This window comes from Clostridium sp. JN-9, from assembly GCF_004103695.1.
GTDB lineage: Bacteria > Bacillota > Clostridia > Clostridiales > Clostridiaceae > JN-9.
The window spans coordinates 1,407,762-1,429,733 of the sequence record NZ_CP035280.1 but is presented as its reverse complement, the minus strand read 5'-3'; the positions used below and the strand labels follow the sequence as shown (position 1 = coordinate 1,429,733).

The window sequence follows — 21,972 nt, the reverse complement described above, 5'->3', positions numbered from 1 at the left end:
ACACTTAAATAAAAATTTAGAGAAGGAACCCCAGTAAATAGAGGCTTTCCTTCTCTTTTCTTATTTTAAAAATGTTGTATGAAAACATCAACTTAGAAATTTTTTTATTTTCTTATTCAGTTCTTTAGGAAGATAATATTTTTTATCTAAGCCTAAATTAAATAGGCCATTTAACGCTGTACATACTTGGCTTCCTGTATATGTTGCTGTATAAAAAGCATCCTGTGTATTCATGACATTCATATTACGTAGCGTTTCAAGAATATCATCTGCTGTAAAATGTGTTCCTTGCAGGTCTAGCTTGTTTTCAAGCAAACGATAAATTAGTAAAGACGTATAACAAATCATGAAGTGTGCAATAATCCTGTTGCGATTTCTGTGATAAACTGGTCTTGCATTAAAATTGCTTTTTAGTATCCGAAAACAATCCTCGATTTTATAACGGTTTGAATTTATAGTAAGTATTGATTTAGCATCATCATCCAAATTTGTGGCAACTGCGTAATACCCATCATATTTTTCTTCTCTATCAATGATAGATTGATCAATTTCATAGTGATCAGAGGCTTTTTCACCATTATTACCTTTTGATGTCCTTTTGATGAAACGTGTAACATCATGAGGTCCCTTTTTTATATTATCTATATTTTGATTGTTGAGTAAGTTCTTAGCCCGTTCAATCTGCGCATTTCTGATATGCCTTTGATATTCCATCATTTTTCTTGAAAATGTAATTATGATTTTTTGCTTTAGAAATGCTTTTGATTTTACAATTCTGGACTTACCGTTTTTATATGTTCTCTTTTCATATAGGCCAACATCCATGGCGCTGTCTGCATCTATGATTTTGTAAACAGTATCGTTATAAATGGGTAAATTCTTTTTATCAAATCTATCGAATCCCTTCATAAAACTGATAGTAATAGGAGAATCATCAGAAATCCGACGATAATCAAAATCATTAAAAACAGCTTCCTTTAGTTTGTCTGAAAGTTTTTTTACAGACTGGGTTACAATAAAGGCTCTTCCACCCATGGAGTTAAATTTTCTTATATTAAATGAGCCAAGTCCTGCATCAGCACAGTAAATGAATTGTTTATTTTTAAACATTTTTGTGATTTTCTGTTCCAGTGGAACTGCACATTTCTGCTCATTGTCAGAACCAGAGTTAATGCACATTGATATAGGGATTCCATCTCCGTCCATAAATAGGCCCATCTGCACAATTGGATTGGGACGGTGTTCTTTTGAAAGGCCGTATCTGCGAAGACCTTTGAGAATCTCGCCAGTGGCTTCATCTACGTATTCATCGTCCTCATCTTCTGATTCAAAATAATAATTTGTACAGTCGAAATAACATATGGAAGTGTTTCTTTTTATGATGTTATTACTATTAATGAATAAATGTTCCAAATATTCGTCGTAGTTATCCTCTAACAAATCCATGAAGCGTAAAATATGCTGGTATTCAAAGTATGGTTTTTCGTAATAGGAATCAAGTTTGTCAAATGTCCCTAGTTTTGATGTTGGTTCTAAAATCCTTGCAAAGGTAAGGAAACGGTTGATTGTATTACAATCAAAGGTAATCTTTGAATTACTGTTGATATCATGAAAAAAATCTGAAAGTTTGAGGTCGTGATATATATGTTGCAGAATAAAATAACCGACATTAAGTAGCGCGGATTTGGATGCGATATTTTTTGTAGGTGAAAGCTTTTCGCTAAAGTCAACCTTTAAGTTTATGTCGATTTTCCCTTCCTTATATTCTTTATTGAATTCCTCAACCTGCTTTTTTGCATATTCAAGAGGATCAGTGGTAATTGCTAGCAGCTCAGAATATTTTCCAATTCGTTTTACATTTTTTGTAGTGGTCTTCTTACCATTTCTGATTCCCATCTGAATGAAGTAAGTAGGATCTTTAGATTTTTTATCGTAATTCAATTTCATATAATATCACACCTCACTTCTATTATAACATATAATACAACACCATACAACATATAAAACGCAAAATTTGACAAGAAAAAAATCAGGAAAGCCTTGTATTTAAAGCATTTTCTGATTCTATAAGTTCATTATGTATTGGAGTAAGTGTTGAAAACCCGTATGATAATGCTAAATCCATACAAATACTATAATACCACAATCTTCAATATTAAGTAAGAGCTATTGTAATAATATTAGGTACTCTGTACCAAAAAAATAATCTACAATTATCTACATTTTTTTTATTCATATTGCTAAAAATATAGTTATAATACTAACAAACCAATTGGTTTTGTCATGATTGTTTTAAAACAAAAAAATATATGATATAATATATATAATTATCTTTTACTGGAATTATTGAATATGGTAATCAAAAACAAATTATATATATGAAGAGGAGTTATTAATATGAGTTTTAAAGAAAAGCTAACGCAGTACTACACACAATCTTATTTAAAAAAATATGGAGACAGATTAACTCAAATACAAGGTAATGTGGTCTCTGTGAAAATTGAAGAAAAAACTATCCTATGGATATTCCATAAATTAACTGCCACTTTACTGGTTAGACCTGACAGAAGCAAAGGCGTGGTCAAATGTGTTTATAAGAGAAACAGATGGTTTAAAAAGCCTGAATTCATGCAGTTATCCCAGGGTAATTTGTTAATAGTACAGGGACTTAAGGGCAAGAAAAGCAAAAAAGGCAAGCAAAGCACTGAATCTACTACCATCATAAATATTAGAAATCTATCCACAAAGAAAGATCTTGTTCCTGTAGAAGGAAAAGCTGCAAAAATTCAAAGAACACAAAAAATTCAAAGAATGAGATAAAAAAACTGCTGGCAATATGAACTGCCAGCGGTTTTTTATATAGTTTCTTTCTTCAGTGCCTGTCCTTTTTTATAGTAACTATTATCATTTACAGATTCTACCCTAAAGCTTCCATTTTCATATATAATCTTAGAAATGCTTAAATTATCTATACTTTCTACATTAAAGCTTTTATCTAAATGATCAATTATAAGTCTTATTATTCCTCCATGAGCTACAACAAGCACATTTTCATTAAAATCATCTAAATTCTTAAGGCATATCTCCTTTAAAGTATCCATAACTCTTTTAATTACTGTATCATAATCCTCTGCTTTATTTGTTTCGTCCAAGGCAGCACAGCAATTGCAGAATTCCTTCTGAAAATCATATTTTTCCATAGCTTCCCTAAAGGAGCTTACATTCATATAATGAAGCATGTCCTTTATCAGTATCTTTTCCATTTGTCCTTCATATTTTCCAAAATTTAATTCTCTTAATCCTTTAAGCTTTTTAAGATTTAAGCTGCTGCCATTTTTATTTTCTTTTATAACAGTTTCTGCTGTTTTCACTGCTCTTCCTAAATCGCTGCTGTATACTGCTTTGAACTTTACATCACTAAGGCCTATTCCTGCATTTAAAGCTGCTTTAGCTCCCTCTTCTGTAAGATTTCCATCGCACCATCCCTGAGTTATTTCAGCTTTATTTAATACAGTCTGCCCATGTCTCATTAAAAATAAAATAATTTTACCCCTTTTTTCTGTACCCATGCTTCCATCCTCCATTATTAATAATTTAAAACAACTTGATTTGTTCCTCTATTTTAAACCTTGATGCTACCATTACCTCTTTTTCCTCTTCACCCTTTGTATGTTCACTGATCAAATATTTAACACCACTTTTAAGCTTAGATGGGATAAGGTTTAATACATAAATATTATCAAATCTATTGTATATGGAATCTCCCCCAAGTCCCGTAAAGCATATAAGCTGAGTGTTACTTTTTTTAGCAATATCTATTAATGGTTTTAAGAGATGTGCAGAGCTTGTTTGAGCAAAAGGATTATCCATAATAAGCACCTTTCCGCTTTCTTTTCTGCTAAACACATCACTTTCATCTTTTCTCATGTAAGATAATAAGCTTGATAATATTACAAAAGCTGAAAGAAATCCCTCTCCTCCTGAATTCTTTGAAACTTCGTCCCAGGTAATCTGTCTTTGCTTATCCTCTTCTATTTTATATAATTTAATATTTATTGTGCCAATGCCCACAACTTCATCATATAATTTATTTATATTGATGTTATTACTTATGATATCTTCTATATCCTCATTTTGTTCCAGAGCTTTTATGCATTTAGCCCTTATGTTTTCAATATAATCCTTTAATCTTATCTTATAAAGCTCCTTATTTTCTTCCCAGTCTGATACATTTATATTAAGCATTTTTAATCTTTTATTTCCAATAGTTATGGAAGAATTATCATCTATTTTTTCAATATTTTCATGAACATCCTTTATATATTCTAATATGCTTTCTAATATTTTACCTTCTTCCCTTTCAATAAGATCAATGTCTGCCATTAATTTTTCTATAAGAAGTTTATATGAGCTTACAACTATATTTAACTGATTTTTAAATTCCATAGGCTTGCTTAATAAGCCCTGTAGCGTTTGAATGGGCTCTTTAAATAAACTTTCATGTTTAAATTCATCTTTTATTTCAATACTTACAACTAAATTTGTAAGATTTTTTTCTCTAAATGCTTCGTCTTCCTTTATGCTGTTTAAATCTCTTTTTAGTTTTCCAACAGCACTATCAAGTTCATTTAAATCAATTTTTACATCTGCCTTTTCTGTAATACTTAAATCATTAAACTCATTTAAGCTGGTTAAATTATTTTCAATTTTAGCTTTTGCCTTAGAAGTTTCTTTCTTTTTATCATCTGTGTCTGCAATGTGCATTTTTATTTTTTCTATTTCAAGTTTAAAGTCTTTATCTACTAATACACTTTTATCCTTTGGAGTTTCTTTATTAAATTTAGCTAATAGCGCCTTATTTAGATTTTGAAGTTCTTTTTCAGCAACAGTTACATCTTTATCAAGGTTATTATAATGCTCCATTAACGCATTATAGTTTAGATTTTCCCTAATGAGTTCATCTTTTAACTCAAGATCCTTTTGAACAGTATAAGTTTCATTTGTATATTCTGCTTCTTTAAGTTCATACTTTTTAGCTTTTAAATTAAGCTCATCATCAACATCTTTAAACATTTGGTTAAGGTAACTTATTTTATCCTTTAGTTCTTTTTCTGAACTTGTAATATCCTTCGTTAAGGCATTAAATTCAGATATTAAATCCTCTGTGTCCTTTTGTATTAAAGTTCCATGCTTATAAATATTAAATCCTGAAAGCTGATTAAAAGTTCTGTTTTCTTCAGACTTGTAATCATTAATTACACTATTGCACTGAGATATTTCCTTTTCCAGATCAGCATTTCTGTTTTCTGAGTTTTCTATTTCAAGCTGTATTACACTGATGTTTTCCAAAACCCTCTCTAAATAAGTTTTATTCTTTTTATACTCATCATATGCTTTTAAAAAATCCTTAAAGTTTTCTGCTTTATCTGTATTTTTTTCAATTGCTTTCTCCAGCTTCTTTGCTTTTTCAACATAATTATCCATTTCTTCTTTAAGACTCAGTATATTATTCCCTAAGTCCATTTCAGCTTGTCTTAAAGCACATTCTTCATTTTTTAATGAACTGATTTCCTTTTTTAGCCCTTCATATATTTCAAGGGTTAAATCGGAATATTTTATTAAATTTCTTTTTTCTTCATAAAAAGCAATATTTTCAGTTCTCCTATTTATATCACTTTGTACAGATTGTAATTCTTTTTCCTTAGCCTGTATGAGTTTTTGTAGTTCACTTTCATTCAACAGTTTATTATTAAAAGAAATTAAAAAGCTTATGCCTCTTAAATCCACAATATCTCCATTTATATGTTCAAATTTCATCTCCAGATCTTTTCTATTGATTATTGATATAGGTGAAGATGTAAATATATCCAAACCTTCTTTTTGTAACAGCTCAATTTCTTTATCATCCATTATTAATGAATAGGGAATGAATGGATTATGCTCCACAATATTTTGGTTCTCTTCAGGAGTATAGTCATTCTTCTTAAGCCATTCCATACCGTAAGTTATATTTATATCTTTTTTTCTTAGTTTTTCTTCCATATCCTTAGGAAGTTCTAATACCCTGCCTGTTTTGAGCTTCATTATTTCATTATTTATGTTATCTGAAAGCTTTTTAAGCCTTAATTCATCATCTTTTAAAAGGTCTATTTTCATGTCAAAAGCTGTAACTATATTTTCATTGTCTAAAACTTTATCTTCTTCAAAATCAATAAACTTAATTATTTCTTTTCTTTTCTCAATTTCATTTTCAGCTTTCTCAAATTCAGAAGTTTTGTTTTCCAACTTATTTTTAACATTAGATATTTTTACAAAGTTCCTTTGTTTTTCACTTTCCATGGTTTTTAATTTTTCTTTGCAGGCAATAATATTTTCTTCTGTGGTTTTTCTTTCTTTGGCTAAAGAAAGGCCTTCATCACTTATGTCCTTATCTGTGCTTAACAATTTATTCTCCTCAAAATATCCTTCAATATTTCTAAATAAATTAGAGCTGTATTTTGTATTATATCTTTTTTCAAGAAAATCAAAATGTTTAATTTCGCTTTGAAGGCTTCCCTTTTTCTCTTTCAGGTTGCTTATCTCATTCCTGTCAGCCTTTAATTTATTATTAATATCATCTTTTTCATGTGATAAATTTTTTACATTTTGAATTTTATTCAGCTTTTCTTCCTTTAAAGACTTAAGTTTATTTTCCAGAACTTCTCTTATGGTAAAACCCAGGTTATTTATGCGTGGTGCATTGTCCTGATTCTTTTTATTTAAAATTTCAAGCTTCTTCTCCTGCTCCTGCAGTTCCCTTGAAGTATTCTGATACTGCCTGTGAAGCTTAGCACACTCTAAAATATTCTGCTTTTTTATAATATTATTTTTTCTAATGTCACTATCACAAATAAACTTCTTCTGCCTGTTTATATCAAAATCAAGGCTATCTATTTCATCCTGCTTATTATAAATTTTTATGGACTCTCTTTCATACTCCAGCTCAACAATTTTATCATTAAGTTCTTTAATTAATTTCTCAAGGTCTTCTTCTTCATTTTCTTTATCTTTAGATTTTTCTTTTAAGAAAGCAATAACATTTGCTATATAATTTTTAATTTCTTCTTTTTTATTTATAACAGCTATAAAATCATCACAGTGTGAATCCAGATCCTTTGATAATTCAATAAAAAGTTCCAGCTTTGATTTCTTGTCTATATTAGCCTTGTTTTGTTTATACTGTTTAATATATTTATCTAAAAGCTGCCTGTAATTAACAATCCTGTCTTCTTCTACTTTAAGCTTATTTTCTATAGCCGGCAGGAACCATTCCTTTACTAAGCCGTTACTATCTTTAGCCTTGGTAAAGAGATCCGATAAGCCTGACTCTTTAATATTTATCTGTTTAATTATGGTTTCCCATTCTCTATAATTAATATCATATTCTAACAGCTTATTAAAATAATTTTTAGTGGTTACAGGATTATTCATATCATAATAATTAAATTTTAAATCCTTATTCTTTTTTAAGTCTTCAAATAATTTTCTGCAATTGGCAAAACTTTTTATTGTCTTCATGTCATCCTTTTTTTCAATTAAAGGTATGCTGTTAATATCGTATTCATTCTGCTCTCTATATTCATAAATAAAATTTATGATATCCAGTTTTTCTTTAGAATCATAATCAGAGGAAGAATCCTTTTTTCTAACCATCATGCCTGTTAACACATAGCCTGCTCCATCATCCAGTTTCCATTCAATTAATATATGTGTGGGTGTTGATGTGGTAAAATAGCTTTCAAAGGTTCTGTCTTTTATGTTTCTGTACCTTCTATTAACAAATGGGGCCATAATCATCTGCACAAGTACAGATTTACCTCCTCCATTTCTTAAATTAAACATGGTATTTTCGCCATCTAAAAAAAATTTTTCATCATCTATCTTCATAGTATTATAATTGTAATTTAAATTAACAAACCTTATTTTGTTTATCTTACTCATTTACATCTTCTCCTAAAGCTTTCAGCACCCTATTGTAATTATTTTTGTTTAAAAGATTCCAATCCATAAAATTATCCAGCTTTTTAGTGGTTTTAATCATGTCATCGCTTTTGATATAATAAATCAGTCCCTGACTATCTAAGAAATCTAAAATTGTATTTATAAAGCCCTCCTTTGTTGTCTTTGATGTGCTTTTAGTATCGCTGCTTTTTAAAGCTTCAAATCTCTCCAGTATATTTTCAAAGGCAATTCCGCCTTCCGCATTATTTGCTGATCTTTCAATGCCATCCTTTAATCTGTCAGTAATTATATTTAAAAATTCACCAACTTTAATATATTCCCTGGATTTACTGGAAACACTTTGAGAATTATAAAATTCCACCAGAAGGGTTAATATTACAAACTGGGATAAATAATAATCCTTATCATTTGCACCGGATTTACAAAGTGCCTTTTTAAGTTCACCTTTTGAATATCCAATAAAATCATTATCTTCCTTAGGTATAAGGTACACTACTCCCCCATACTTATTAACATAGCATTCAGATGCCCCACCAAGCCCTTTAACCAGCTCAGTTACATTTTCATTTTCCGAATAACTTTTATACAGCTCTTCAGTATCTTCCTTCAGCTCTCCATGCTTTAGAAGATAATAAAATATTTTATTGCTTATTTTGATTTCTTCAGTAGTATATGCCGTTATAATCTCCCCCTTACTGATTTTATAACTTCAATGGAAATATCAGAACAAATAAAGTTTTTTACATCTCCAATTTCATTTCGCAATCCTTCCAGTTTAACATCTTCACTGCCTAAGATTTTTTCCACTTTTATCTTTTCTATTCTATTAAAATCAGGATTTGCATCAATTATTTCTAAAATAGTTTTGTTAAGCTGAAATTCTATTTCTCCTGATTCAACGGAGTTTTTTCTTTCTTCTCTTATTTCACCTATATCTATAGTCCTGTTTTTTAACATTTCAATAATAACTTCTCTGAATATCTCAACAGTTGGTATCAATGTATTCATTAATGTTTCACTGTTTTTTATTAATGAATTGATTTCTTTAAGAGAAATTTTTCCTCTTTCCATAGAAAGCTCTAAAAGTATTTCTACAACACCTTTATACTTTTCAAGTTTTTCTGCTCTTTTCCTGTTTTCAGCTTCTACAAGCTGATTTTCATCAAAAGGTATTACCTCGTCCTCTTCTGTTTCACTTTTTTTAACAGGCTTCTGATATTCTAAGGCTTTGTTTATGTTGTAATACTTCTTTGGCTGCATTTTAAAAAGAGGCTTTAAGAATATATAGATATTATCTAACTTATTAGGATCATCAAGTATCTTATCATATACCTCAGTTCTGAAATTGAATCTTTCAATAAGAGACATTTTAGATATGTTTTCAAGTTCCTTTCCATAAACCTCTTTAAGATCAAAATGTTTCTTTAGCACTCTTTGATCCTCATCAATAGTTCTGCTTAGATATTTCTCTATTATTTTTAAATTATTCAAATTTTCCTCTTCTTCCCTATTTAATTCCTTAATATGTATATCATGTTCAATAAACTCATTTATTTTTTCATTTACCATCTTTCTGTGAATAATAAACTTTTTCTTGGTATTATTTAAAATTTCTAGATTTCCCTCCATCATGGATCTGTAGTCTTCAGTTGTATAAGCAAGAGGATTCTCCTTGATTTTTCTTATGGCATCTTCCATACTTTGAACTCTTCTTCTAAGCATGTTAAATATATTTTTTATATCATCTACAGCTTTATCATAAGATGCCTTTTCCAAATGCATTTTAAATACAATTTCATGAATAGTTATCTTTAAATTTTCCTCTATTTCCAAAGTAGACAAAAGAAGTGAATAACCATCATCTGTTAAAGAATATGATACCCTTCTCACTCCTTCAATATATTCCATTTTATTTTTGATAAAGCTTATGTTTATGTCATTATACTGTCCTTCTTTAAAGTTGTACGCTTTAAAATACATTGCTTTGCCTTCATCACATAAAATTGTATTAACAATGAATTCGCTTAAATCCTTGCACTGTTCATATGTAATGGCTTTTTTAAAATGAATATTGTTAACTTCATCAATAAAAGCAGCTATATGGTCAATAGTACATATTTCTTCCTTTAATGACTGTTCCATTATATAAAGTAATACTGAAAATATTAAATTATCCTGTTCATAGCCTTCTTCAAAGCCATACTTTTTCCAGGTTCCCTTGGCAATGCTGTTTCTAAAAAGCAAAGCATAAGCGCCAATTTTTTTCATTCTAATATGCTGCACATCTAAAAAGCTTAAATCCATGTTATCCTCCAACTATAAATCTGTGATATTTATTATCTCCTGTGGTATATACAAACCAGATGTTAATATTTTTTCTATTTCAGCCCTGTATTCTTTATGAAATTCTCTTAAAAATATATCACTTATATTTTTATTCTGGCCTTCTTTTGTCTTTGGTAAACAAATTGATTCAGCATCTGCCTTATGAATCATTTTCTTATATCCTGTTATAAAAGGCACCATATTGTATTCTTTGCTGAATAGTTTATATAGTCCTTCATATATAATTATTCCTTCATAATCCAAATCACCAAAGTATAATATTTTATTTCTTATATCTGAAACATAATCTTCAACTGATATTTTATAATCATTTAAAGCTTTATTAATATTTTTTCCACCGCCATATATTAAGGTACCAATATTTTCTCCTAAAATAGTTTCTCCACCCCCTATTAAATGTCTTCTCATGGTGTAGTAAGTATCTTTGTTTTCTATTATTAAAATGTTCTGAGGTATTTCTCTGCATTTTGAATAATATGCCAAAGGTTCAGAGGTATCATAATAATTTAAATCTTCTAAACGTAACCCCAGATTTTTAACAATGGTTTTTCCGCCTTCCTTTTGTAAAAACTTTTCTCTTCCCCATATCTGAAAGGATCTTTCATTCATGGAAACAGGTACACTTAATAAATGATTATTGTTTGTAATAAAATCACTTAATTTAATAATATATTCCCTATGTTCTTTATATTTATCTATATGGTTTTTATAATATTCAATATCTAATTTACTTGAAAGTTTATAATTTATTTCATCATAAAGCTTACTATTATCCCTATGCTTTTCCAATATCCTGTATTTTTTATACAAGGTAGGTTTTTTCCCATTTCCTCCGCTGCTTTTTACAGGTGAAATACTATCTTCTTTTAATAAATCAGATACCACCTTACATAAGCTGTCATATGTTTCAGGCTTGTATATTCCTTCTATTTCATCTAATTCTATTATTTTTTTACTAAAACTACTTAAATCTTTCATGTTTCACCTCAAATTAATGCCATATATAATATTTTACCATATATATGACAAACTAAAAGTGAAATTATACATAAAAAAAGATACACCGGCACAGCCGGTGAATATTTATTGTTATTTAAAATATAAATACACACTATTGATAAGAGATATGGTACCTGAAAAGAATATTACTATAGCCCACTGTGAAAGTGAAAGAGGTACTGTATGAAATACTATCTGCAAAAAAGGAATATAAATTATACATAAAAGCATTGCTATGGAAGCCATAACTGCACCAACTAAATACAAGTTAGTATAAAATTTAATTTCAAAAATAGAATGTTTTTCTGATCTGCATTCGAAAACATGAATAAGCTGTGACATGACCAGTGTACACAATGCAAGTGTCCTGCATGATCTTAAATCCATTCCAAAGTACTGCCCTGACATAAAGCTGAATATAGTACATACTCCTATTAATACACCTCTTATTAATATCTTTTCACTGAGACCCCTTGCAAATATGCTTTCATCTTTAGGTCTTGGCTTTCCAACCATTACATCCACATCTGCAGGGTCCACTCCTAAAGCTATTGCAGGAAGCCCATCTGTAGCTAAATTAATAAATAAGATCTGTATTGGAAGCAATGGAGTATTCATGTAAAAAAGAGAAGAAAGAAACATGGTAAGAACCTCTCCTAAATTACAGGACAAAAGATATCTTATAAACTTTCTTATATTGTCATAAATTACTCTTCCCTCTTCTACAGCAGCTACTATAGTTGCAAAATTATCATCCAGTAATATCATGGCTGATGCTTCTTTAGTAACATCTGTGCCTGAAATTCCCATGGATATTCCTATGTCTGCTTCCTTAACTGCTGGTGCATCATTAACACCATCACCAGTCATGGCAACAATATTTTTTTTGTTTTTAAATGCCTTTACTATTCTCAGCTTGTGGTTTGGACTTACTCTTGCAAATATATTTACTTTATCAATAATTTTTGCAAATTCCTTATCACTGAGTTTGTCTATTTCCTCTCCAGTAATTACTTCATCCTGATTTCTGCATATATCAAGTTCCTTACCAATGGCATAAGCTGTATTTTTATGATCCCCTGTAATCATTACAGGCCTTATTCCTGCCATTCTGCACTTTAGTACAGCATCCTTTACCTCTTTTCTTGGTGGATCAATTATACCTGCTATTCCTACAAAAATAAGATCTTTCTCAACTGAACTGTTTTTTACTATTACACTATCCTTATATGCACCTGCAATAAGCCTTAATGCTTTAAAGGACATGTTTTCAATTGCAGATGTTATATTTTTTTTATGATATGATGTTAATATTTCTTTTCTGCCGTTAATTAAAATATATTTACATCTTTCAAGAACTCTTTCAGGAGCACCTTTAATATAAGCCTTGTCACCAGTTTCATCCCTGACTATTACTGACATTAATTTTCTGTCTGAATTAAATGGTATGTCATAAATTCTTTTACTATTAGATATAAACTTTTTTAAATCACTGCTGTTTTTAAAAAATCCCTTTACCAAAGCTGTCTCAGTAGGGTCACCTAAAACAGCCTTATTTATATTATTTTCCTTGTAATCTATGTTAAAGTCATTACAAAATGTAAAAATCTTTTTTAGTATTATGTTTTCGGGCACTTTGCCATCCTCAGTATTATATATAGAATTATTAAAATATAAAGCCTTTACAGTCATATTATTTTCTGTTAATGTTCCCGTCTTATCACTGCATATAACAGATGTGCACCCCAAAGTCTCAACAGCAGGAAGTTTTCTCACAAGGGCATTTCTTTTCAGCATTCTTGAAACTCCCAGTGCCAGTGCCACAGTTACAATAGCTGGAAGGCCTTCCGGAATAGCTGCTACAGCAAGACTTACTCCCACAAGAAACATATCATAGGTATTTTCTCCTCTTGCTATGCCTGTTAAAGTAACAATTGCACAAATTGCTATACAAATTATTACAAGTACTTTCCCAAGAGCTGTAAGCTTTTGTTTTAATGGAGATTTTTCTGTTTCAATGTGCTGAAGCATACCAGCTATTTTGCCCATTTCTGTTTTCATTCCAGTCTGAAATACCTTACCTTTTGCCTTCCCTGTTAAAACAGTGGTGCCCATATATATTTCATTTTTTTTATCACTGCTGCTTTTCAAAACACCAACGGACTCTCCTGTTAAAAGAGATTCATCTACCATAAAACTGCTGTCTTCCACTAAAATACAATCCGCTGGAATTCTATCACCGCTTTCTAATAAAATAATATCTCCTATTACAATATTTTCTGCATTTATAACTTTAACTGTTCCATCTCTCATAACCTTTGCAGTTGGAGCTGTGAGCTGTTTTAAAGCCTCTAGTGACCTTTCAGTTTTAAATTCCTGGAAGAATCCAAGTATGGCATTCATAATTACAATAATAATTATCGTAATTGCATCTGCCTTTTCCCCCATCATACTGGACATTATGGTTGCTCCCAGCAGCACCCATATTATAAAATCATTAAATTGAGACATAAGTATTTTTATCTTTGAAATATGGGCTTTTCTCTCTAATATATTGGCTCCATATTTCTTTAATCTTCTTTCTGCTTCAATGGTACTTAATCCTAAGTCCACTTCTTTTTCATTTAACATATATAATAACCTCCTAAAGTAAAAAAATAATGAGTTAACTGCTAAAATTCTTTCACTCTATTTATGTATATGAGGTTGTACCACTTTCTTATGTTACAAAAATTAAATATTAAGAAAAAAGGTGATTTTAAATAATTTTGTGGTAAAATATATAATATAATTTTATTAAGTCATTAATTGTATAACACAAATTTTAAATGTAATATAAATCGGTATAATATATCAAGGAGGAAATAACAAATGAAGGACGTAGTATATATAAGCGGACATAAAAATCCTGATACAGATTCTATTTGTTCCGCAATATCATATGCAGAATTTAAAAACAGAACAGGTGATGTCCAGGCAATTCCAATAAGATTAGGAGAACTCAGCAGGGAAACTCAATTTATTTTAAAATATTTTGATGTGCCTGTTCCTGAATTAATTGAAACAGTAAAATCTCAGATAATTGATTTAAATATTGATAAAGTTGCACCTATAAGCCCTGAAATTTCATTAAAGATGGCATGGTCAATTATGAAGGAGAACAATGTAAAATCTCTGCCCGTTACTGATGATGGTGACAAATTGATTGGACTAGCTTCTTTATCCAATATTACATCATGCTATATGGATATTTGGGATAATAATATCATTACTAAAAGCCATACAACTTTAGACAATATTCTGGATACCCTGGCTGGAAAGTTAATCTATTCAGCTGATGATAATCCTAAACTAAAGGGTAAAATTGTAGTTGCTGCAATGACACCTGATAATGCCAAGGAGATTATTGAAGAGGGTGATATTGTAATCTGCGGTGACAGAAAAGATTCTCAGAAATTAATCTTACAAAAAAAGGCATCTCTAATGATTGTAACAGGGGAACATCCTGTAGATGAGGAAATAATTAAAGAAGCAGCCAAAGTTAAGTGTTCAATAATCACAACTCCCTATGATACTTTTACAGTAACAAGGCTTATTCCACAAAGTGTTCCAATAAGTTATGTTATGACTCACGATAATTTAATAAGCTTTAGAACTGATGATTTTGTTGATGATGTGAGAAATGTAATGCTTCAGACAAGATTTAGAAGCTATCCTGTAGTTGATGAACACAACAAGGTAGTTGGAAGAATATCAAGATATCATTTAATATCACAAAATAAGAAAAAAGTAATACTTGTGGATCATAATGAAAGATCTCAGTCCGTTAATGGATTAGAGGATGCTGATATAATAGAAATACTTGACCATCATAGAATAGCAGATATTCAGACAGGAAAACCAATTTATTTTAGAAATGAACCTGTTGGATGTACAGCTACAATAGTTGGTTCCATATTCTTTGAGCATGGCCTGAGACCTTCAAAGAAAATTGCTGGTTTACTGTGTGCAGCAATAATATCAGATACACTGCTGTTTAAATCACCAACATCAACAAATACGGATAAAATGATAGTAAAAAGGCTGGCAAACATTGCAAATATCGATGTTGAAGCTTTTGCTAAAGAAATGTTTAAAGAAGGTACTTCATTAAAGGGCAGAAGCCTGGAAGATATCTTTAATACAGATTTTAAGACCTTTGCCCTGGAACAGTTAAAAGTTGGTGTGGCACAGGTTAATACAATGGATATAGAAGGATTTGAGCCAATGAGAGAGGGAATGCTGAAGCTCATGGAAGAAAAATCCCAAAAGGAAAACTATGATCTACTTATTTTAATGCTTACTGATATAATAAAAGGCGGATCAGAAATGCTGACAGCAGGAGAAAGAAAAGATCTTGTTTCAAAAGCTTTCAATATTCAGCTTACAAATAACAGTGTTTATGTACCTGGAGTTCTTTCAAGAAAGAAACAGGTTATACCACCACTTAATTCAGCAATTAAAAATTAACATTTTTAATTGCTAAAGAACAAAGATTAAAGAACAAAGAATGAAGCTTTTCGGCTATGCCGAAAAGCTTTAATTTTTAGTTTTGCCTTTGGCAAAACAACCTTATTTAATCTTTAATCTTTAATCTTTATGCGAAGCATATTTATAGCTTGTAAAAAGTTAATATCTGCCCTAATCCATTTATCATTCCATGGGCAGCCATGCTGGTGGCTATGGATCTTGATCGCCATGCTAAGATACCAAGCACTAGCGATGCTAATGGCACAACTATCCAGAAGGAATAAGGATAAGTATTAATATAATAAATATGCCCGATCCAGAAAAGTAAAGCCTGTGTTATATAAATCCATCCATCCTTCCATCTTAGTTTTTTTAAAGCACCCCATAAAATCCCCCTAAAGAATGGTTCCTCTAAAATTGCTGCATTTGTAAGCTGAGTTAAAATTGATATTAAAGCAAGAGAAAATGTAGCCTTCATCCCTGTGTTATTTACCTGCTTTGATAAAAAGAACGAAGATATTACTGCAGTAACTGCACCTGCTGCCATGCCTATGATTATCCACCTTATATTTTTCATGGTTACCCTGGAGAATTTGTGCTTAGAAGCAATAAGAGCTGCTAAAAGAATTAATCCAATTATCATCATTGGAATTCTGATTTTAAAATCACTGTATTTATACCATAGCGGGCCAAGAGTAAAAATAAAAACAGAAATTGTATCCATATGGTATTCTTTGAGCCTATCCCTTTCTGTCCATATAAACAATGCTGTAAAAAAATATGTCCCAATTTCAAAGATAGGATATAATACTGCTGAGTGCTCTACACCTAGTATTAATGTTAAGAATCCTAGAAATGGTATCCTTAACACAAAAAGAATTACAATACATAACATTGCCATAAACTTGAATTTTACTTTGTTTTCTATTTTCGTTACAGATATGTTATTCATATAAGTTCCCCCCCTTTATAACATCAAAAAAATAGATATATTATTTGCCCTGCATAATAACTTTTAGGATAAAAAATACAATGAAAGTTATTATGCAAATTGTATATGCAATTCCTAAATAATCCTTTATGCACTTCTCATTAATTTTATTGTTATATTCCCCATAGCTTTTTACATAATTTGAATCATCCTGTGACATACAATAATAAAAGTTTACAGATTCAACATATGCAGCAATAATGTCCACATTCAGTAAAGGTCTTAATATTAAATTAACTAAATAATCTCCTCTAAAATCCATTACTGATTTTTTATTTCTGAATACATATACTAAATACAAAACTATTTGAACAATAACGGATGGTACAATAGATAATATAATGTTTATCCATTTAAACAAGAGAAACTCTTCATCAAGACTTACATTGAATATAATGGTGTAGATAATACCATAAACATTTCCCAGCAGTAAAATATAAAATAATGGGCCAACAAATCCATTAACTATGGAATTAGAGATAGTTGCAATTGAATCATAAAACTTTATTTTTTCCCTTTTTTTTAAATTTTTCCTTTCAGTATTGCTTATGTCTATAACTATGAAAGCTGTGATAAAGTTAGTAATTTCATTATTTTTCACATTAATTAGCAATAGCATCACTATAACTAATATATAAAATATCTGCATAAAAACGTTTTTAATGAAAATCTTATTTTTTAAGAAATTATTTATTTTATAATATATATACTGTCTGTCCACTTTCCAGAGAAAAATACTAAATAATGTGCCAAAAACATAGCCTACCCCATGATTAACTCCCTCCAATTATATCTATATGTTTATATAAATATGCAAAAAATAAAAATAAAATGCCTTTCAAGCTTTTATTTGCTCAAAAGGCATTTAACTTTTTATAAATTTAAAAGAGTGCACATATGTTAATCCGTTACATCTTCTATGTTTACTGTCTTTATCCTTAATTCATATGGATTAATAAGATTATACGGTATGCTTCCATCCTGACTGCCAATAGGACCCTGCTGCATCATTTGATTTGGGCACATTGGAGCATACTGCTGCATCATATTATACATATTTTGAGGCTGATTCATCTGCATTATATTTTCCATGGTACATGGTGGTGCAGGAGCTGTCATATTCATCATTTCACAAGGATACATCCCTTGACTCATACCCATAAATGGACATGCATAACAGGTATTCATATTTCTCATATCCATATAATCATCGAAATATCGTCTATTCATATAAATCCCCCTATAAATTTTGCTCTATCCTATTATATGAATAAAAATCAAAATAGTTTACAAAAAGCCTTCACTTAAATAAAAAAGATTAAAGGATAAAGAACTGAATTTAACCTTTAGCGTAGCTCTATCTTCCTCTTATACTATTAACAAGCCCCCACATGTCATCTGCAGTCTTAAGTCCTCTTGAGCCAAGTTCAAATGCTCTCTGAGTTACTATCATATCTGTCATTTCTTTTGCAATATCAACATTTGATCCTTCTAAATAACCTTGTTTAACTTTAGTGTCACCTTGGACAAATGTCTGAACACCTGGAGCTGATGTATAAAGATTATCACCAACAGATATAAATGCATTATCTCCAACTGCATTGTAAATATCTATTTTACCAATAGGAACGGTTGTACTGTTTTTTCCTTTTAAGTATATAACTCCATCAGCATTAACATTAAAATTATCTTTTGAAAATCCACCTGCATTATTAAGCTGAGCTCTGCCTGCCGGGGTTAGGTTTAAATTGATTCTGTTTCCTTGTTTATCAACAAGAGTACCTGAAGCATCTATATCAAAAGATCCATTTCTTTCATATGCAGTGCCGCCATTTATTGTAGTTACAGAAAAATATCCAGGTCCAACAATGGCAAAGTCAGTATTTAAACCTGTTGAATTTAAATTTCCCTGTTTTGTGTCCCTGATCCATTGTCCTGTTCTTACACCGGTACCATTTATGGTCTGCTTTTGTTCTGCTGGTTTATTGGTAATTGGATAACCCTTTCTATCCAGTGTTTCATATACTAAATCCTTGAAGCTTACATCTTCTCTTTTATATCCATCAGTATTTACATTGGCAATATTGTTTGAAATACTGTCTAATTTATCCTGCTGTGCCATCATTGCACTTCTGCTATTATAAAATATTCTCAGCATTTTTTAACCTCCAAATTTTATCTTATAGAACCAACTTCATTCACAGCTTTTCCAAGAGTATCATCCATAGCCTGGACAACTTTCTGGTTAGTTTCAAAGGTCCTCATTACATTCATCATATCTACCATTGTACTTATTACATTAACATTTGACTTTTCAAGGGCATTCTGCTTTACCGCAGCATTTATTTGTGTTACATTCCTTGCTGAATATAAATTGTCTCCAACCTTAGTTAAATCATTGGGGTTATTTACATCTGCAAAATTAAATCTATATTTAAGCTGATTATCTACCTTCATATTTCCTGCAGCATCTACAGTAATTTTACCATTCCCAACATATATGGGTTCAGTGCCACCTGTTATCACATTAGTTCCAAGCACATTATCTCCACTGTCATTTACAAGATAACCTGCTGTATTTACATGAAAGTGGCCATCCCTGGAGTAATATGTATTAGCAGCTATGCCATCATTTCTTGATACTTCAAAAAATCCACGTCCATCTATGGCAAAATCTGTTGGCTTGTCAGTACTTTCAATCATACCCTGAGTGAAATCAGTTTTAACCTCGTCTATGCCGCTGCCCATACTTAATGTTCCAATGTAATTCTTTACATTTTTACCGCCGGAAATTTTGTCATAATTAGATATTAATACATCATCAAACTGTTTTGCTGCCAGATTATCCTGCTTAAATCCAACTGTATTTGCATTAGCCAGATTATTTGTAATAATATCCTGTTTAGCTTCCTGAGTTATCATTCCTGAAATAGCTGTGTAAAGCCCTCTTATCATTTGCTCACTCCCTTTTCATTAATTACCTTAATTTCATCAGGATATTTCATTCCAAGTGCTGCTGCTTTTTCTTCAATCTGACTTTTGCTTAAAGTATAATTTACTTTTGCTCCCATCATGAAGAAAGTTCCTATTAATATTCCAATTCCAATACCTAAAAGCAATTTTCTATCACTAAGTAAATCTTTAATATAAGTTATTTTAGATATAAATCCTTTATTAATAGTACTTCCCCCTTTCCTATGCCAAGACGTTTTGATATTTCTTCTATTGAAACATTTTCTTTAAGCAAAGCCTCAACTTCATTTATCTTTACATTATTTTCTTTCAAATCACTGTTGATTTCCGAAGCATCAGTATCACCATGTGCCTTAATTTCAGCATGATCTGAAGGATCCTTTGGATGAGTTGTTACATTTTCTCCATTATACTGCTTATTTTCCAAATCTTCTACCCTTGTTTTAATTTCCTCCACACTTTGCTGTACTGTTAATAAAGTTTCTGCAAATTCCTGCCTAATCTGACCTATTTCCACCATGACTTCATCTAAATCCTGCTCTTTCAGCTTAAGTTTGCCGGAAAATGAACTTTTTTCTTTATTTATGGCTTTAATATTAAAAGCAATAAGCAATACTCCTATAATCAATAAAGCAATCCACATTTTTTTCTCCCATATTATATGTATTTTAATTTCTGCATTGATTTTCTTAAATGCACTAAAGCTCTGCTGTGAAGCTGACATACCCTTGATTCAGATACAGAAAGCACTTTTCCTATTTCCTTTAAAGTCAGCTCTTCAAAATAATATAAACTTAAAACTGTTCTGTCTTTTTCATTTAATAATTCTATAGCTTTAGTAAGATACTCTAATTGTTCCTTCTTTTCCAGATTCTTTTCGGGGCTTGGACTTTTTTCATCCACAACAGTACTCATAAGAGGCATATCATCGTCTTCGGAAAAAATAAGATCTTCCAGTGAAACTATAGATATATAATTAATATAATTTTCAACTTCACTCATATCTGCAAGTGAGATACCAAGCCTCTGGCTTATTTCCTTATTGCTTGGCTCTCTGTTTAGTTCCTTTTGAAGACATTCTATTGCTTCATTATATCTGTTAAGCTTATCAATTGCTCCCTTAGATATAGGGCTGTTCTTTCTGATTTCATCAATCATAGCTCCCTTTATTCTTATAGAGGCATAGCTGGAGAATTTCATACCTTTTGTTTCATCAAATTTATTTATAGCATCCATGAGACCAACCATTCCATATCCAACCAGATCCTCATAGTCAATGTATTTATTTTTACCTATAATAACCCTTGAAGCTATATATTTAACAAGTGGTATGTACTTTTTTACAATTTCACTTTTTATACTTGTATTTCTAATTTCATCTCCCGCCAAAACCATAATTGCCCCTCCTTTTTCAGTTAAAAGCTTCTCCAGTGGAAAGTTTAAAACTTCTGTAGTTTTTTGAGAAGCTGCATAGCTGATTTACTTTGAAATCTATTTATTCTAATTTATCAGTGTTTTTCTTTCTCTGCTCTCTCATAAGTTCAAAAATATACCTTATTATTTTTTCTCTATTTTCATTTAACATATCCTTAAATGCAATTCCACACACATGTTTCTTGTCCACATTCAATTCATGTCTCACAACTCTACCCTTTAAAACTAAATTTTCTTCTTTAATTGGAAGATTTATTATCAAATTACTGCCCATTCTTAAATGTTTTTTGGTAACAATTTTTAATCCTCCTCCGCTTATATCTGTAACTACAGCATCAAAAATATCTGTTTTTTTAGTATCATCAGCTAAAGTACAGTTTACATCAATTAGGGTTTCTATTCTTACATAATTTCTTCTCTGAATTTTGACAATATTTGATGGATACTTTAGTAAAATCACATATATATTGTCTCTCTTTCTACCTGTGACTATAGTTTTAAATTTATAAGCATCACCATCTGCATAAAAAATAACTGAAACTCTTTCACCTAAACTCAGTGGCAGATACATTCCTTCCTTTACCGGAATGCTTATAGCTATATTCTCAGAATCAATATCCTGTACATTGCTAACATAAACTTCCTCTTTATAAATTACATCTATTTTGCTGTTCAACTTAAGCTCAGCTTTACTGGTCAAATTACTCACTCCTCATTTA

General features: G+C 30.5%; 18 protein-coding genes. 2 read left to right on the top strand and 16 right to left on the bottom strand.

Annotated features, from left to right (window positions below; genetic code table 11):
* Positions 1-87: 87 nt before the first annotated feature.
* Positions 88-1,947 carry an IS1634 family transposase gene (locus EQM05_RS06815; protein ID WP_128748972.1) on the bottom strand — a complete coding sequence of 620 codons (1,860 nt, stop codon included), beginning with the start codon at positions 1,945-1,947 and terminating at the stop codon, positions 88-90.
* A 450-nt stretch (positions 1,948-2,397) separates the two neighbouring features.
* Between EQM05_RS06815 and EQM05_RS06810 the strand changes: the two genes are divergently transcribed.
* The gene (locus tag EQM05_RS06810) at positions 2,398-2,820 is read left to right on the top strand and encodes a hypothetical protein (RefSeq protein WP_128749330.1); all 423 of its coding nucleotides are present in this window, start codon (positions 2,398-2,400) and stop codon (positions 2,818-2,820) included.
* A gap of 35 nt (positions 2,821-2,855) precedes the next feature.
* On the opposite strand, the gene EQM05_RS06805 is transcribed toward EQM05_RS06810, so the two are convergent.
* The 6 genes from EQM05_RS06805 to EQM05_RS06780 all read right to left on the bottom strand — a co-directional run bounded on the left by EQM05_RS06805 (position 2,856) and on the right by EQM05_RS06780 (position 13,977).
* A complete protein-coding gene (locus EQM05_RS06805) occupies positions 2,856-3,569 on the bottom strand; it encodes a histidine phosphatase family protein (protein WP_128749329.1) in 714 nt (237 codons plus the stop codon).
* A 25-nt stretch (positions 3,570-3,594) separates the two neighbouring features.
* Complete coding sequence (locus tag EQM05_RS06800) at positions 3,595-7,980, bottom strand: hypothetical protein (protein ID WP_128749328.1); 4,386 nt, start codon at positions 7,978-7,980, stop codon at positions 3,595-3,597.
* The gene (locus EQM05_RS06795) at positions 7,973-8,641 is read right to left on the bottom strand and encodes a DUF6063 family protein (RefSeq protein ID WP_347560232.1); all 669 of its coding nucleotides are present in this window, start codon (positions 8,639-8,641) and stop codon (positions 7,973-7,975) included. The genes EQM05_RS06800 and EQM05_RS06795 overlap by 8 nt, the downstream gene beginning before the upstream one ends.
* A gap of 38 nt (positions 8,642-8,679) precedes the next feature.
* Positions 8,680-10,305 (bottom strand): hypothetical protein, encoded by a 1,626-nt coding sequence (locus tag EQM05_RS06790; RefSeq protein ID WP_128749326.1) that lies wholly within the window; start codon positions 10,303-10,305, stop codon positions 8,680-8,682.
* 12 nt (positions 10,306-10,317) lie between these two features.
* On the bottom strand, positions 10,318-11,325 hold the full coding sequence (locus EQM05_RS06785) for a Wadjet anti-phage system protein JetD domain-containing protein (RefSeq protein WP_128749325.1): 1,008 nt from the start codon (positions 11,323-11,325) through the stop codon (positions 10,318-10,320).
* A gap of 111 nt (positions 11,326-11,436) precedes the next feature.
* A complete protein-coding gene (locus tag EQM05_RS06780; RefSeq protein ID WP_128749324.1) occupies positions 11,437-13,977 on the bottom strand; it encodes a calcium-translocating P-type ATPase, SERCA-type in 2,541 nt (846 codons plus the stop codon).
* 240 nt (positions 13,978-14,217) lie between these two features.
* Here EQM05_RS06780 and EQM05_RS06775 point away from each other — a divergent pair, with 240 nt between their 5' ends.
* On the top strand, positions 14,218-15,855 hold the full coding sequence (locus EQM05_RS06775) for a putative manganese-dependent inorganic diphosphatase (RefSeq protein ID WP_128749323.1): 1,638 nt from the start codon (positions 14,218-14,220) through the stop codon (positions 15,853-15,855).
* A 142-nt stretch (positions 15,856-15,997) separates the two neighbouring features.
* Here the strand turns inward: EQM05_RS06775 and EQM05_RS06770 are convergent, their stop codons facing one another.
* The 9 genes from EQM05_RS06770 to EQM05_RS06735 all read right to left on the bottom strand — a co-directional run bounded on the left by EQM05_RS06770 (position 15,998) and on the right by EQM05_RS06735 (position 21,953).
* On the bottom strand, positions 15,998-16,807 hold the full coding sequence (locus tag EQM05_RS06770; RefSeq protein WP_128749322.1) for a CPBP family intramembrane glutamic endopeptidase: 810 nt from the start codon (positions 16,805-16,807) through the stop codon (positions 15,998-16,000).
* Positions 16,808-16,847: 40 nt separating this feature from the next.
* Positions 16,848-17,447, bottom strand: a complete 600-nt coding sequence (locus tag EQM05_RS06765) for a hypothetical protein (protein WP_164917229.1) — start codon at positions 17,445-17,447, stop codon at positions 16,848-16,850.
* A gap of 299 nt (positions 17,448-17,746) precedes the next feature.
* Positions 17,747-18,076 (bottom strand): hypothetical protein, encoded by a 330-nt coding sequence (locus EQM05_RS06760; protein ID WP_128749320.1) that lies wholly within the window; start codon positions 18,074-18,076, stop codon positions 17,747-17,749.
* A gap of 127 nt (positions 18,077-18,203) precedes the next feature.
* Positions 18,204-19,004, bottom strand: coding sequence for a flagellar hook-basal body complex protein (locus EQM05_RS06755; protein ID WP_128749319.1), 801 nt, complete (start codon positions 19,002-19,004; stop codon positions 18,204-18,206).
* A 17-nt stretch (positions 19,005-19,021) separates the two neighbouring features.
* Positions 19,022-19,801, bottom strand: a complete 780-nt coding sequence (locus EQM05_RS06750; protein WP_128749318.1) for a flagellar hook-basal body complex protein — start codon at positions 19,799-19,801, stop codon at positions 19,022-19,024.
* Positions 19,798-19,965, bottom strand: a complete 168-nt coding sequence (locus tag EQM05_RS15725; RefSeq protein ID WP_164917228.1) for a hypothetical protein — start codon at positions 19,963-19,965, stop codon at positions 19,798-19,800. Before EQM05_RS15725 ends, EQM05_RS06750 begins: the two co-directional genes overlap by 4 nt.
* 32 nt (positions 19,966-19,997) lie before the next feature.
* Positions 19,998-20,462, bottom strand: coding sequence for a hypothetical protein (locus EQM05_RS06745; protein ID WP_128749317.1), 465 nt, complete (start codon positions 20,460-20,462; stop codon positions 19,998-20,000).
* Between the two features lie 14 nt (positions 20,463-20,476).
* Positions 20,477-21,214 (bottom strand): FliA/WhiG family RNA polymerase sigma factor, encoded by a 738-nt coding sequence (locus EQM05_RS06740; protein WP_128749316.1) that lies wholly within the window; start codon positions 21,212-21,214, stop codon positions 20,477-20,479.
* 100 nt (positions 21,215-21,314) lie between these two features.
* Positions 21,315-21,953: a flagellar brake domain-containing protein gene (locus EQM05_RS06735; RefSeq protein ID WP_164917227.1), complete on the bottom strand. Its 639-nt coding sequence runs from the start codon at positions 21,951-21,953 to the stop codon at positions 21,315-21,317.
* Positions 21,954-21,972 lie beyond the last annotated feature (19 nt).

Excerpts from the sequence above, each read along its gene's own strand:
- EQM05_RS06770 (WP_128749322.1), bottom strand. The coding sequence starts at position 16,807 with ATGAATAACATATCTGTAACGAAAATAGAAAACAAAGTAAAATTCAAG.
- EQM05_RS06740 (WP_128749316.1), bottom strand. The coding sequence starts at position 21,214 with ATGGTTTTGGCGGGAGATGAAATTAGAAATACAAGTATAAAAAGTGAA.
- EQM05_RS06800 (WP_128749328.1), bottom strand. The coding sequence starts at position 7,980 with ATGAGTAAGATAAACAAAATAAGGTTTGTTAATTTAAATTACAATTAT.
- EQM05_RS06810 (WP_128749330.1), top strand. The coding sequence starts at position 2,398 with ATGAGTTTTAAAGAAAAGCTAACGCAGTACTACACACAATCTTATTTA.
- EQM05_RS06785 (WP_128749325.1), bottom strand. The coding sequence starts at position 11,325 with ATGAAAGATTTAAGTAGTTTTAGTAAAAAAATAATAGAATTAGATGAA.
- EQM05_RS06805 (WP_128749329.1), bottom strand. The coding sequence starts at position 3,569 with ATGGGTACAGAAAAAAGGGGTAAAATTATTTTATTTTTAATGAGACAT.
- EQM05_RS06780 (WP_128749324.1), bottom strand. The coding sequence starts at position 13,977 with ATGTTAAATGAAAAAGAAGTGGACTTAGGATTAAGTACCATTGAAGCA.
- EQM05_RS06815 (WP_128748972.1), bottom strand. The coding sequence starts at position 1,947 with ATGAAATTGAATTACGATAAAAAATCTAAAGATCCTACTTACTTCATT.
- EQM05_RS06790 (WP_128749326.1), bottom strand. The coding sequence starts at position 10,305 with ATGGATTTAAGCTTTTTAGATGTGCAGCATATTAGAATGAAAAAAATT.
- EQM05_RS06755 (WP_128749319.1), bottom strand. The coding sequence starts at position 19,004 with ATGCTGAGAATATTTTATAATAGCAGAAGTGCAATGATGGCACAGCAG.
- EQM05_RS06750 (WP_128749318.1), bottom strand. The coding sequence starts at position 19,801 with ATGATAAGAGGGCTTTACACAGCTATTTCAGGAATGATAACTCAGGAA.
- EQM05_RS06745 (WP_128749317.1), bottom strand. The coding sequence starts at position 20,462 with ATGTGGATTGCTTTATTGATTATAGGAGTATTGCTTATTGCTTTTAAT.
- EQM05_RS06775 (WP_128749323.1), top strand. The coding sequence starts at position 14,218 with ATGAAGGACGTAGTATATATAAGCGGACATAAAAATCCTGATACAGAT.
- EQM05_RS06760 (WP_128749320.1), bottom strand. The coding sequence starts at position 18,076 with ATGAATAGACGATATTTCGATGATTATATGGATATGAGAAATATGAAT.